Source organism: Tumebacillus amylolyticus (assembly GCF_016722965.1).
GTDB classification, from domain to species: Bacteria; Bacillota; Bacilli; order Tumebacillales; family Tumebacillaceae; genus Tumebacillus; species Tumebacillus amylolyticus.
In genome coordinates, this window is the sequence record NZ_JAEQNB010000003.1 from 519,184 (window position 1) to 531,998 (window position 12,815).

Annotated in this window: 11 protein-coding genes; 2 read left to right on the forward strand and 9 right to left on the reverse strand. The window is 55.4% G+C overall.

Annotated elements, in window-relative coordinates; all coding sequences use genetic code 11:
- Positions 1–12 precede the first annotated feature (12 nt).
- From recJ to JJB07_RS12505, 5 genes are all read right to left on the reverse strand, one after another.
- Complete coding sequence (recJ, locus tag JJB07_RS12485; protein WP_201635483.1) at positions 13–2,403, reverse strand: single-stranded-DNA-specific exonuclease RecJ; 2,391 nt, start codon at positions 2,401–2,403, stop codon at positions 13–15.
- A 128-nt stretch (positions 2,404–2,531) separates the two neighbouring features.
- Positions 2,532–3,419, reverse strand: a complete 888-nt coding sequence (gene secF / locus JJB07_RS12490; protein WP_201635485.1) for a protein translocase subunit SecF — start codon at positions 3,417–3,419, stop codon at positions 2,532–2,534.
- The gene (secD, locus tag JJB07_RS12495; protein ID WP_201635487.1) at positions 3,416–4,672 is read right to left on the reverse strand and encodes a protein translocase subunit SecD; all 1,257 of its coding nucleotides are present in this window, start codon (positions 4,670–4,672) and stop codon (positions 3,416–3,418) included. The genes secF and secD overlap by 4 nt, the downstream gene beginning before the upstream one ends.
- 92 nt (positions 4,673–4,764) lie before the next feature.
- Positions 4,765–5,448, reverse strand: a complete 684-nt coding sequence (locus JJB07_RS12500) for an HD domain-containing protein (RefSeq protein ID WP_201635489.1) — start codon at positions 5,446–5,448, stop codon at positions 4,765–4,767.
- Positions 5,449–5,532: 84 nt separating this feature from the next.
- Positions 5,533–5,874 (reverse strand): post-transcriptional regulator, encoded by a 342-nt coding sequence (locus tag JJB07_RS12505; protein ID WP_347338345.1) that lies wholly within the window; start codon positions 5,872–5,874, stop codon positions 5,533–5,535.
- A 176-nt stretch (positions 5,875–6,050) separates the two neighbouring features.
- Between JJB07_RS12505 and spoVB the strand changes: the two genes are divergently transcribed.
- Positions 6,051–7,637 (forward strand): stage V sporulation protein B, encoded by a 1,587-nt coding sequence (gene spoVB / locus JJB07_RS12510; protein ID WP_201635491.1) that lies wholly within the window; start codon positions 6,051–6,053, stop codon positions 7,635–7,637.
- 26 nt (positions 7,638–7,663) lie between these two features.
- Here the strand turns inward: spoVB and JJB07_RS12515 are convergent, their stop codons facing one another.
- Both JJB07_RS12515 and JJB07_RS12520 read right to left on the reverse strand, forming a co-directional pair.
- Complete coding sequence (locus JJB07_RS12515) at positions 7,664–8,350, reverse strand: DUF421 domain-containing protein (RefSeq protein ID WP_236588024.1); 687 nt, start codon at positions 8,348–8,350, stop codon at positions 7,664–7,666.
- A gap of 65 nt (positions 8,351–8,415) precedes the next feature.
- Positions 8,416–10,614, reverse strand: a complete 2,199-nt coding sequence (locus JJB07_RS12520; RefSeq protein WP_201635493.1) for a diguanylate cyclase — start codon at positions 10,612–10,614, stop codon at positions 8,416–8,418.
- A 311-nt stretch (positions 10,615–10,925) separates the two neighbouring features.
- On the opposite strand from JJB07_RS12520, the gene JJB07_RS12525 reads away from it, so the two are divergent.
- The gene (locus JJB07_RS12525; protein ID WP_201635495.1) at positions 10,926–11,324 is read left to right on the forward strand and encodes a TIGR04086 family membrane protein; all 399 of its coding nucleotides are present in this window, start codon (positions 10,926–10,928) and stop codon (positions 11,322–11,324) included.
- A gap of 68 nt (positions 11,325–11,392) precedes the next feature.
- Here the strand turns inward: JJB07_RS12525 and yajC are convergent, their stop codons facing one another.
- Both yajC and tgt read right to left on the reverse strand, forming a co-directional pair.
- The gene (gene yajC, locus JJB07_RS12530; RefSeq protein WP_201635497.1) at positions 11,393–11,653 is read right to left on the reverse strand and encodes a preprotein translocase subunit YajC; all 261 of its coding nucleotides are present in this window, start codon (positions 11,651–11,653) and stop codon (positions 11,393–11,395) included.
- A gap of 30 nt (positions 11,654–11,683) precedes the next feature.
- Positions 11,684–12,802: a tRNA guanosine(34) transglycosylase Tgt gene (gene tgt / locus JJB07_RS12535; protein WP_201635499.1), complete on the reverse strand. Its 1,119-nt coding sequence runs from the start codon at positions 12,800–12,802 to the stop codon at positions 11,684–11,686.
- Between the last annotated feature and the right edge of the window lie 13 nt (positions 12,803–12,815).

Below are 12,815 nucleotides of genomic sequence, written 5' to 3' on the forward strand. Positions count from 1 at the left end.
TGTGAAGTCCTCCTACGCCCGCCGCATAAGTTGCGGGACAAGCCATTCTCGTAGTGTATCGGTTGACGCGGTCAGCAGTTTCGCACGCACTTCCTTCAATTGTTGGAAGCGCTTTGCTTGTTGCTGATACGTCGGAGCTTCTGTGAGCTCACGGCGCGCCGCGTTCGGGTTGCTTGCAAACTCGTTGCCCTCCGTTCCTTGGGGCAACGCAAATTCCAATTCTGTGAACACCGCGAGGATCGTATGAACTCCCTCGTGGGTCAAGGGGCGCATCTCGGCAAGCATCTGTTCGTAGCTCACCGTGCCCATCCGTTGCAGATAGCGATACGCATAGGTAAATGCATTTCGCTCCGGCAACCAGTTCACAGCGGCGTGGCGGCAGAGATTCTCGTCTGCCTCGCCGTAGATCACGTATACCTTTTCAAAGGGCTCCATGCTTTGCAGAGCCCCTTCAAACTGTGCAAGTGTCGCAGGGAGATCAAAGAGCACGAGGTGTTCAGCCGGCTCCTCCGCCCCTGCAACGACAGACGTGCGACCTTCGTCATCTGCAAGCACCAGACGGTACTTGCCTTCATTCCAAGGATACCCAAACAGGCGCTTTTCGATCTCCCGCAAGTTCGCTTCTTGGAAAAAAAGCACGGTCAGCGGTTCTTTGCGCGTTTCGAGCCACACGGCTTTGTCTCCACAGCCGCGCTTGTCAAAACACTGCACCGCATTCGCTCGCCAGTCGCCCAACTGCATCTGCAAACTGCGGCGTCCGTTCCATTCGTTGACGGAGAGTTCGCCGACGATGTCAATCGAAGCGAGGCTTTCCAGCATGGGCTGGTCCGCGCTTCGACGAAACGCGATGCAATCCAACGTCCGATTCGCTTGCTTCACTCGAATCTGCAAATGCGAGGCGTCCTTGCCGACGACGCGAGTTTGCTCCAGATCAAGTCCTTGGAACGAAAAACGCGGGCTCGGGTTGCCGAAGCCATACGGGGCGAGACGCTCCATCTGTTCCACGAGGTCGAGGTTGACAGAGTTCAGATCGAGCACCATGTCCACATCGATTTTCGGTTGCATGTCCTCTTCGGTCAGCATCTCTTGGGCGATGTCGTTCATCCTGCTCCGCAACTCGTCAATCTGCTCCTCGGCAATGGAGAAGCCTGCTGCCATCTTGTGCCCGCCATAATGACCGAGCAGATCGGCGCATTTCGAAAGTGCGGTGTAGAGGTCGAAACCGTGGATGCTTCGCGCAGACGACTTGCCGCCGCCTTCGCCGTTGAGTGCAATCATCAGCGTCGGGCGGTAGTAGCGCTCCACGAGTCGGGAAGCCACGATGCCGATGACGCCCTCGTTCCAGCCCGCAGAAGGGACGACCAACACGCGGCCTTCCAACCACTGCGGGTTCGCATCCACGAGCGCAACCGCTTGCTCGAAGATGCTCTCGCCGATCTCTTGGCGCTCCCGGTTGCGGGCATCCAAGAATTCGGCCAGCTCTCGTGCTTTGTCCGAGTCGGTCGTGGTCAACAACTCGACCGCATACGTCGCCGAATCCAAACGACCGGCGGCATTGATCCGCGGGCCAAATGAAAACCCGATGTGCCCGGCGGTGACTTTCTTGCCTGTCAAACCTGCCACTTCAATCAACGCTCGTACACCGGGACGCGGTACCACATTCATCGCGTCCAAGCCAAACATCGTGATCAGCCGGTTCTCCCCTTGCAACGGTGCCAAGTCGGCGACCGTCCCGATGGCTGCGAGGTCCAGAAATTCATCCGGTACACGCTCATAGAGCGCTTGTACCAGCTTCCATGCAACGCCGACGCCGGCGAGCATTTTTTCCGGATAGAGACAGCCGGGTTGCTTGGGGTTGAGGATCGCATAGGCATCCGGCAACACGTCAGGCGGGGTGTGATGATCGGTGACGATCAGATCAAGCCCGATGCTGGCGGCCAATCGCGCTTCTTCGACGGCACTGATCCCGTTGTCGACGGTGATCACGAGGTCGAAGCCGCGCTCCTTGGCTTGTTGCAGTGCCGGTCCGTTCAGGCCGTAGCCCTCGGAGAAGCGATCTGGGATGTAGTACTCGACATCTGCATCAATCGCTTGCAACGCCAGATACAGCAACGCTGTAGAGGTGGCGCCGTCCGCGTCATAGTCGCCATAGATCATGATCCGTTCACGTCGGTCGATCGCAGATCGAATCCGCGCAACCGCTTTGTCCATATCACGCATCAGAAACGGGTCGGAAATGCCCTCCCGCCCAGGGTACAGAAAACGCTGAGCATCTTCCGCCGTGCGCAAGCCTCTACGCCACAACAGGCGGGCCAAGATCGGAGAGACTCCCACTTCATCCGCCAAGGCGTGGACTTGCAGTTCATCGGCTTCGAGGACGACCCAACGCTTGGGTTTTTGCATATCGAAAAATCCTCTCTACGATAAATAACATAGAATAATTTCATTATACTTCTTGACAGGATCAATACGCAACAAAAGCCCATGCCATGAAAAAAACCGCCGGAGACAATCCCGGCGGTTTCTTGCCTTTACGCGGTGGCTTTTGGTTTCTTCAACTCGCGGGATTTCCACGAGACCCAAATCTGGGACGCGATGAAAATCGAGGAGTACGCACCGGTGACCAGACCGAGCAAGAGCGCGAGTGCGAAGTGCTTGATCGGGGTGCCGCCGAGCAGGTACAAGCAGCCGGCGGAGATGACGACGGTCAGGACGGTGTTGAGAGAACGCGCCATCGTGGCCCAGATCGACTCGTTGACCATCGCTTCGAGGTCGGCGGTCGTTTTGATCTTGGTGTGTTTCAAGTTGTCGCGAATCCGGTCGAAGATAACGATCGTATCGTGGATCGAGTACCCGACAATCGTCAGGATCGCCGCGATGAAGTTGATGTCGATCTCCAAGCGGAACAGTGCGAACAGCGAGACGACGACGAGTACGACCTGCAAAACCGAGATAACCCCCGAGATCGCGAAGCGGTATTCAAATCGAATCGCCATGTAGAGGATGATCCCGACGGAAGCGTAGAGGATCGCGTAGATCGCTTTTTGCGCAAGTTCGCGCGCGACGACCGGGTCAACCGAAGAAATCTGCGGAGCCGAATTCGGATATTGCTTGTCGAGATACGACTTCACAGCAGCTTCTTGGTCCGGCGTGAACTTTTTGTCGATGCGGACGACGACCCCGTTGTTCGCTATGCCCTGTACTTGGGCGACCTTGAACTCGGTGAACTGCTTGTTGAATTCGCTTTCGATGTCTTCCGGCGTGAAGGTATGACCGACGGTGAACTGCACGCGGGAACCGGCTTCAAAGTCGGTGCCGAGGTTCAGACCCATCGTCGACATAATTACGATCCCGGCGATGGCGATCAGGACGGAGATGATGAAGTACCATTTACGGTTCTTGACGATTTCGAACTTCATTTCTTAGCCCCTCCCTTGCGGACGACACCCTTGGTCGCGATCGCGCGCGGTGCGCCGTACCACCAAGTGTTGCGAACGATGTTGGAGCGGACGAGCAGTTGAAGCATCAGGCGCGAGATCAACACCGCCGTCAAGAACGTGGCGAGGACGGAGATGATGTGTGCAACCGCGAAGCTCTTGATCGCACCGGTCCCGAACCAATACATCAGGAAACCTGCGATGATCGAGGTGATGTTGGCGTCGATGATCGTCGGCATCGAGCGCTTCTGACCCATAATCATCGCGGACAGCAGAGACTTGCCATGACGGAATTCGTCCTTGATCCGCTCCGCTGCGATGATGTTTACGTCAACGGCCATCCCGATCCCCAGTACCAGAGCTGCGAGGCCCGGCAAGGTGAGCGTGATGTGCATGTAACGGAAGACGGCAAACAGCAGATACGCATACATCAGCAGGGCGATCATCGCGACCAGACCCGGCAGACGGTAGTAGACAACCATGAAGACAAAAATCAGCCCGAACGCGACCACACCTGCGTACAGGGTATCGTGCAGAGCTTCGTCACCGAGCGTCGGAGAAACGGAGAACGAGGAGAGCTCGTCCAACGGATACGGAAGCGCACCGGCGTTCAAGTAGTTCGCCATGTTCGTTGCCGCTTCTGCACTCTCTTGCCCGTTGATGACAGCTTTGCCGTCATAGATGACGGTTTGAATGCGCGGGTTTTGCAATTGTTGCTCATCGAGCCAGATCGAAACGTTCTGGCCGACATACTTTTCCGTGATGCTTTGGAAGAGTTTCGCGTCCTTGAATTCGATGGAAACTTCGGCCGCGTTGGTTTGTTGGTCGAGGACGTACTTGGCGTTGGACTTGATGTCCTTGCCCGTTGCCAGAACGGTGCCGTCCGGAGCTTTGAATTCCAGCTTCGCAGATTGCACAAGCAACTTTTTCGCTTCCTCTTGAGAGAACAGACCCGCGATTTGGACACGAATGCGGTTGCCTTCCTCAATTTGAATGACCGGCTCGGTGATACCCGCCGAGTCAACGCGTTTCTCGATCGCGTTCTTGACTGCGATCATGCCTTCCGATGTTACTTTTTCTTCAGGTGTGTCCTTCACCTGGTACAAGACGTCAAAGCCACCCTTGAGATCGAGGCCTAGCGTGATACCATTCCAAATTTTCGTGTAGGTTGGGATGGCGAGCGCAAAAAACAAGGCGACGATCATCAGGAAGGCCAAAAAACGACTTACCTTCATGACAATCCTCCTCGCGAATTCAATGTTCTTAGTATATCGTCAACTCTATTAAACGGTCAATTGAGAACCCGTTGCCAACAAAAAAGGGGGCCTTACAAAATCTTGGCCCCGTTAATCTTCATTGCAAACTCCAAACTGAGCATCTTCGCGGCGCGCTGGCACATCAACATGCGCTCCATGAAGATTTCAAAGTACTCCATAACCGACGAAACTTCTGTGTCGATCGTCAACTCAAGCGTCGCCAATCGCGTATCCGGATCGATGTCCAGATTGGAACACGTCGCCGAGTAGTTGACGCGGTCATGAATGTCAAACGTCGAAACGTCACGGCGTCTGACCCGCGTGCGGTGCACGTCCGACTTGTCGGCGAGGATCAAGGCGGCGGAGATGTTGTTGACCGCTTCGCCGTATTGCTCCTCATGGTTGCCGATGGCGCCGACGATCTTCGCGACCTCGTCATAGTCCATCCCCAAATCTTCGAGGATGCGCAGGCAGATGATCGCGCCCGCTTTGCCGTGGTCGTGACGCCCGGTGATGTTGCCGATGTCATGGATGTACCCGGCGATTTCCGCCAGTTCCTGCTCCCGCTTCGAGTACCCCAGTTTGCGCATCACCATCTCGGCGCGATCCTTCACCACCGTCACATGTCGGAAGCCATGCTCGGTAAATCCCATCGCTTTGAGGTGCATGTCAGCCGATACGATATACTGATACACCTGCGGCAGATCCTTGATGTCCGCCAAGGTAATCGGTTTTTTCAACGTCGTGATGGCCATGAAAAAACGCCCCCTTCGCTATGAGATTCCTGAAATAGTATCTCACAGCTCGGGAGGCGTTATGCGTTTGGCGCGACGTAGGCTTTACGACCGATGGGGTTTCGACGAGGGGAGTTGATCGTCGTCCGGGCCGGCTTCGGTATACGCACGAATCATCAGCCAGTTCATAAAAACGTTGGTTTTCAAAGTCAACACGTCGTTGATTACGCGGTGCAGAGGCGGGATTTCCTTGTACTTTTGCGAGACGCACTTCCAAATCTCCACAGCCGTCACCTGCTCATACCCGAGCAAGTGAAACTCCTCCGCCTTGCTCTGGCAGACTTCTTCAATCGCTGCCGTCAACGCCGCCTCCGAGTGCAACGCATCATCAGGTTCGGGTTCCGTCGACTCCTCTGCCGGTTCCTCGGACATATGCTCTTCGATCATTCAAACTCCCCTGCCTTCCATTCTTGCTTCCTACTCTGGTGAATTCGCTTTTCCTACAGAGTTCTCCTGCTATTCTCTGTCGATTCTTGGCAGAACGAACGGGACTAACCTCCGCCCGTCCCGCATAACATGGGGACAGAAAGTACTCGGTCTCGGAAAAAGGAGGAGAACCGCTTGTGAGCAAGCAATCCTTTCTAAAAGGCGCTGTGATTCTCGTCGCGGCGAGTCTCGTCACCCGTGTCCTCGGTTTTGTCTACAAAATTTTTCTCTCCCGAATGATCGGTGCCGAAGGCATCGGTCTGTTTCAAACTGTCTTTCCGATTCTCATGTTCGTCATGACGATCACCACCGCCGGGCTTCCGGTCGCCCTCTCTAAACTGATCGCCGAAGCGCTGGTCCAAGAGGACTATCGCCGTGTGCGCCGGATCATGACCGTCTCGTTCACGGCGGTGCTCTCCCTCTCCATCGTATTCACCGGTCTGATGCTCGTGCTCGCCCCGTGGCTGACGACACATGTTCTGACAGACCCCCGTGCGTACCAAACGCTGCTGGCGATGACACCGATTGTCATCATCATCGCGATTTCCTCGATCTTGCGCGGCTACTTCCAAGGCATGCAGAACATGTCTCCGAACGCCATCGCTTCGATCCTCGAACAGTCGGCCCGCATCGTCACCGTACTGCTGTTCGCGTCCTATCTGCTCCCCTACGGTCTGCAATACGCGGCTGCAGGCGCCATGCTTGGGATGGTCGCCGGCGAATTGATCGGCTTGTCCTATCTCGTCTACACCTATTACAGCAAGTACCCGCTGCGCCGTTTCCAACAACAAGAGTTGAAAAAGGCGCAGGAACCGTTCCGGCACACCCTGCGCTCGCTTCTTGAAATCGCCGTGCCGGTCACACTCTCCCGCATCGTCTCGTCTGTGACGTACGCCATCGAACCGATCCTCGTCACCCGCTGCCTCGTTGCAACGGGCGTCACGGCCGCCATGGCCACCACACTGTACGGACAATACTCCGGGATGGCGATCTCTCTGTTGCTGTTGCCGACCGTCTTCACCTGGTCGCTTCAAACGACTCTCGTTCCGGCGATCTCCGAAGCGGTCGCCGCCAAGGAACACAAACTCGTCCAACGCCGTCTCTACCAAGCGTTTCGCATGACCGCCTTGGTCGGATTCCCCACCTCGGCGATCCTCACCCTGTTTGCCAACGAACTGAGCAACGCCGTGTTCAACGACCCCGCCGTCGGTCCGATTCTCGCCTTGATGGCACCGTGTGGATTCCTGCTCTATCTCCAAGCGCCGCTCGCCGGCATCTTGCAAGGGATGAACCGCGCCGGAGAAGCGATGTTCAACTCGATCGTCGGCAGCATCATCAAGCTCGGCGTCATCTACTACCTCGTCGCCAAACCGGAGTTCGGCATCTACGGCGTGGCGTGGTCGGTGGTCATCTCCGCTTCGCTTACAACGGTCTTGCACTTCCTCTCCGTCTCCCGTCACTTGGGCTTCTACCTCAACATCCCGGAGTTGTCGAAGATCATCGCGACCACCGTCATCATGTGCGCCGGGATGATGCAAGTCCAGCACATGCTGGGGCCCGTCTCAGACGCATGGCTGGTCACACTGTGCTCGCTCTGCGGGTTCGCCGTCTACTTCTTCATCTTGAACCTCCTGCGCATCATCCCGCTGACCTCCGTCCGCCGTATCCCGCGAATCGGACCGACCGTCGCCGGATTCCTGCGCTTCATTCCCTTCGTTCGCTAAAAAAAGCGCGGCCCTCGAGCCGCGCTTTATTCTTTGGGATCGACGAACAACGACCCTTGGTTGTCAATCGAGCAGTAGAAGATCTTCTTAAACTCCGAGTACCCGTACTTTTTCATTTCACCTTTCAACCAAAAACGGGTCTGTCCGATCTTCTCCAAATTCTCATCCATGACCATTCCGTCTACGATCAACGGCAAGGGAAGACCCGTGCGCGGCACTTGCAGTCCTAAGTCCTCAGGCGTTACCGGACGTTTCTCCGCTTTGGGAAACACACTGAGTTTGCCCGTCGTCTCCAGGACGGCAAACTCCACGTCGCTGACGGCGGCGATGTCCTTCTCCCGCAATTGCGTCATGAGATCGCTCAAACTGTAGCGCGTGCGGCGCATCTCGTCGTCACGGATCTTGCCGTTGGAAATCAACAGCGTCGGTTTGCCCTCGACGATGGAACGAAGCGTCACCGACTTCAACGTCAACCATGACATGGAGATCTGCAACACGACCAACAGGGAGACGATGACAACACCGCGCATGATCGGCATCGTCTCACTCTCCAGCGACATCGCCGCGACTTCGGCGATCATCACGGAGACGACGAGGTCGAACACCGACAACTGTCCGATCTCCCGCTTGCCCATCAACCGCATCGAAGCGAGTATCACGAAGTAGAACAACACCACGCGCATGACCAACAACAACAAATCCTCACCAAACAAGCGTTTCTCGCTCCTTCCGTACTCGACAAGACTTTGCTTGTTAGTATGGAAAAAAAACACCCCCTTTATGAGGAGGTGTCTACGCGTTCGGTTTCTTTTTCCGTCCATTCGCTCGACAGATGCAGGAACGTTTCCGGGATCATCGAGATCAACTGCGGTTCTTCGGCCACTTCGTCCGGGTAGATCATGATGTCGGAGCGCATCATCACGCGCACGATGACGTTGTCCCGCACGCGGAACGGATGCTGCGTAATCGCTTTGACGATTCGTTCGCGGATGCGATCCGCTTCCACACGATCTACAGAAGGCACGAGCAACAAGAACTCGTCGCCGCCGTAACGAGAGGCGATCTCGCCGTGGCGTACACTTTGTTTGATCAGCACCGAGATTTCACGCAACACATGGTTCCCGATCTCGAAGCCAAACGTACGGTTGATGTTGTCAAACTCAATCACGTTGAAGAAGATCAAGCCGAACTGCGACCCGCTCTCCTTCGAGACAGACGTGTATTCGTCCATCATCTTCATGTGCAGATAATGGTAGGTGTACAAACCGGTGAGTTGATCCACGAACAGATGCGCGTCGAAGTCCGGCGTGTAGACGGCGACTTTGTTGCGCCCGCGTTGCTTGGCTCCCCAGTACATCGCTTGGTCTGCTTTTTCGAGCAATTCTTTTTCATCTTGGTCGTGGTCGGGATAGGTCGCCAAGCCCACCGAGATGGTGACGCCCTGCACGACATACCCTTGGTATTCGAATTTGTTGTGCGCAACGGCGCGACGCAAGTGCTCGACGGAAAGCTTCGCTTCCTCCAACGGTTCGTCGAGGATCACGGCGAATTCTTCCCCACCGTACCGGGCGACGACGCCGCGGTTGCCGACCGTCTTCTGAATCACTTGCCCTGTCTGGCGCAACACTTCGTCGCCGACGACATGGCCGTACGTATCGTTGTATTTTTTGAAATGGTCGATGTCGATGATCACGATGGAAAGTGCGCGTTTCTGCTCCTTGGCCATCTGCATGCGGCGCTTGAGTTCTTGGTAGAAATAGCGGTAGTTGTACAAGCCCGTTCCCGGGTCGCGCAACGTGGCTTCCTGCAACTCTTGGTACAAGTTCGCGTTCTCGATGATGACGCCGACTTGAGTCGCGAGCACCGTAACCCACTCGGTCTGCTCGGCGGTAAACACATAGGGTCGCGTGCCGTAGCAGGTGATGACGCCGACGACCTTGTCACGGGAGAGCAGCGGCACGACCAACACCGATTCAAAATGGGCTTTGCCCTTGATCGATTTGACGCGGCGGTCCTTCCAGACATCGTCGACGCGCTCGACGCGCTTGTTTTTGACACAGTTGACGACGATGCCGGTCTGTTCGAGCGACATCCCCTCTTGCGGCAATTGCGCGGCCACGCTTTCGTCGCTGGAACACACCGGATAGATGCGATCTCCGCGCAGGACCCACAGGACGCCCGCCGCACAGTTGGTCAAACGACCTGCAGCTTCCACGATGGAGTTGTAGATTTTGTCCAGATCGAACTCGCTTTGCAACTGGGCGTTGACTTGGTGTACTTCGTTGAGGCGTGAGATCTTCTGATAGAGCTTCATCACCTGCCCGAACAGAAGCAGCGGCAGGAAGGTCAGGAAGATAAACGGCAAGTAGTTGTTGAACACGAGCATGAACACCGCAAACGGCGTGGATATCAAATAATTCATCGCGTCGGACAGGAACAACTCCCGAAAGTTCGACGCCAGCAATTGGTCGTTGCGCAAGTAGATCAGCGTATAGATGAACATGTGGTTCATGATCATATACGTCGCCGCGACCGGGATGAGGATCAAGAGCCGGACGGAGGTCAACAGTTGTGTCACCGGGATATCGCGTCCGCCAAGCCACGTGAACACTCCGTAGGCCGCAAACACGCACAGTGCATATTGAGCGGCGTTGAAGTACGCCGTGAGCATTCCCTTTTGGTTTTTCTTGAGAATTTTATTGTTCAGAACCGCTTGGAACAGCACGGCACAGGCAACGAGCGGGGCTGCCACGTAGGGTCCGAAGAGAATCATCGTGCCCAGCACTACACCGACTGTCAGCGTCCCGTACGCGCTGCCGATGGGGATCTGAATAATCTCCACCAAGATCCCAAGCAAGAACAGAGGAATGATGGCAAACTGGGTGTAGGAGCCGAGATGATGATAGATGCCGCTAAGGTAATAGCAAGCGATGGCAATGACAGCATAGATATACACTCTGTCCTTCGACTGAATCACACCCTATCACCTCATTTCCTCAAATAGTTTCAAACTAGGCGGTCTTCTATACTTCCACTTTCGGTACTCAATTCCTTCTTGCAACATTATGGCACAATAAAAGATACTTACAAATCATTCACATGATATCTGAAAAAAGACCTTTCCGCCAGAGGGCGAAAAGGTCTTTTTTGAAAAAGTTCGGCCGGTTGCTGCGAAGTTTGCGACGATGTCTGCAAGTTGTCTGCTATGACCCCGGCACAATCATCATGTCCGCTGGTACAAGCGAATATACATAGAACGACAATTCGCAATGGAGGTGTCACAAAAGGGTGAAGAACAATCCGTTGTCCGACTACGCGCCGAATTTCGGCGGCACCCCCGTCCTGTACGGGCTGGTGGCGGCTTTTGGTACAGCAATCATTTCCATATTGATCACGACGTTGCTGATGGGTTGGACCTCAATCGCCGAAGCGCGGTTGTCCGGCATCACCTACGTCTTGAACATGGTGGCGGTCGTTGTCGGTTCCCTGTTTGCCGCACGTCAAGCCGGGACCAGAGGCTGGTACTACGGCGCACTGACCGGTCTCAGCTATGCGGTGTTGATCACGCTGCTCGGCCTGCTGATGGTCGACGGCCCGCTGTTCAACTTGAACAACCTGTTCCAGACCGTCCTCATGGGTCTGATCGGCGCGTTCGGCGGGATGATCGGCGTCAACCTCCGCAAGTAACGTGAAGGAACATGAACAAAAAAAAGACCCGGCTCTCGAAGAGTCGGGTCTTTTTCTGCGCTATGTATCTAGTCTTTCTTCACAGTGCTGATTGCCGAGCGCTCGAACGTAAGCTTCGTGGTTTCCGAGACTTTCAGAACCACAGTCTTGTCGTCGATGCTGTCAATCGTGCCGTGCAAACCGCCGATGGTGACGATCTTGTCGCCGGATTTCAGTTCGTTCAGCATGCCGAGGCGATCCTTCTGACGCTTTTGTTGCGGGCGGATCAGCAGGAAATAGAACACGACGAACACGAGAAGAAACGGGCCGATCTGATAAAGCATGTTCATTGTTTAGAATCCCTCCTAACTACTTGTCTATTATAGCGTATACCCATACGATTCATAAAATGATTTTTTTAGGTCAAGCAAGCGATCTTCCTCAATTGCTTTCCTAATATCCTCCATCATTTTGATCAAAAAATGAACATTATGGATCGAGGTCAGGCGGATGCCGAACACTTCGTCGCATTTGATCAGATGGCGAATGTAGGCACGGGAGTAATTTTTGCAGGTGTAGCAGTCGCAATTGGGGTCGAGCGGTCCGAAGTCGCGTTGGTAGGTTGCGTTGCGCACGACGACTTTGCCGACAGACGTCAAGCAAGTGCCGTTGCGGGCGATGCGGGTCGGCAACACGCAGTCGAACATGTCGATCCCGCGAATGACGCCTTCGAACAAATCGTCCGGCGAACCGACCCCCATGAGGTAGCGCGGCTTGTCCTTGGGCATCAGCGGAGTGGTGAATTCCAAGACTTCGTTCATGATGTCCTTGGGTTCGCCGACCGAGAGACCGCCGACCGCGTAGCCCGGGAAGTCGAGCTCGAGCAGTTCCTCGGCACTTTGTTTGCGCAATTCCCGGTCCATCCCGCCTTGGATGATCCCGAACAACGCTTGGTCGTGCGGACGGGCATGAGCTTCCTTGCATCGCTTCGCCCAACGGGTGGTGCGCTCCAGCGAGTCTTTCAGATATTGACGGTCTGCCGGGTACGGCGGGCATTCGTCAAACGCCATGATGATGTCGGCGCCGAGGTCGTTTTCGATCTCGATGGCTTTCTCCGGCGAGAGGAACAGCTTCTCCCCGTTCAAATGGTTGCGGAAGTGAACACCCTCTTCGGTGATCTTGCGCAGATCGGAGAGCGAGAACACTTGAAAACCGCCGGAGTCTGTCAGGATCGGACGATCCCAGTTCATAAACTTGTGCAGACCGCCGGCTTCCTTGACGATGTCATGCCCCGGACGAAGCCAGAGATGGTAGGTGTTCGAGAGGATAATCTGAGCCCCGTTGTCTTTGAGCTCTTCGGGAGACAGCGTCTTGACGGTTGCAAGCGTCCCGACCGGCATGAAGACCGGCGTTTCGATCGTGCCGTGCGGTGTATGCAAGCGGCCGCGGCGGGCCCCGGTTTGTTTGTCAGTATGAAGCAATTCGTAGCGTACAGCCATGCAGGATGAAGCC

Excerpts from the sequence above, each read along its gene's own strand:
- recJ (WP_201635483.1), bottom strand. The coding sequence starts at position 2,403 with ATGCAAAAACCCAAGCGTTGGGTCGTCCTCGAAGCCGATGAACTGCAA.
- secF (WP_201635485.1), bottom strand. The coding sequence starts at position 3,419 with ATGAAGTTCGAAATCGTCAAGAACCGTAAATGGTACTTCATCATCTCC.
- secD (WP_201635487.1), bottom strand. The coding sequence starts at position 4,672 with ATGAAGGTAAGTCGTTTTTTGGCCTTCCTGATGATCGTCGCCTTGTTT.
- JJB07_RS12500 (WP_201635489.1), bottom strand. The coding sequence starts at position 5,448 with ATGGCCATCACGACGTTGAAAAAACCGATTACCTTGGCGGACATCAAG.
- JJB07_RS12505 (WP_347338345.1), bottom strand. The coding sequence starts at position 5,874 with ATGATCGAAGAGCATATGTCCGAGGAACCGGCAGAGGAGTCGACGGAA.
- yajC (WP_201635497.1), bottom strand. The coding sequence starts at position 11,653 with ATGAACATGCTTTATCAGATCGGCCCGTTTCTTCTCGTGTTCGTCGTG.
- tgt (WP_201635499.1), bottom strand. The coding sequence starts at position 12,802 with ATGGCTGTACGCTACGAATTGCTTCATACTGACAAACAAACCGGGGCC.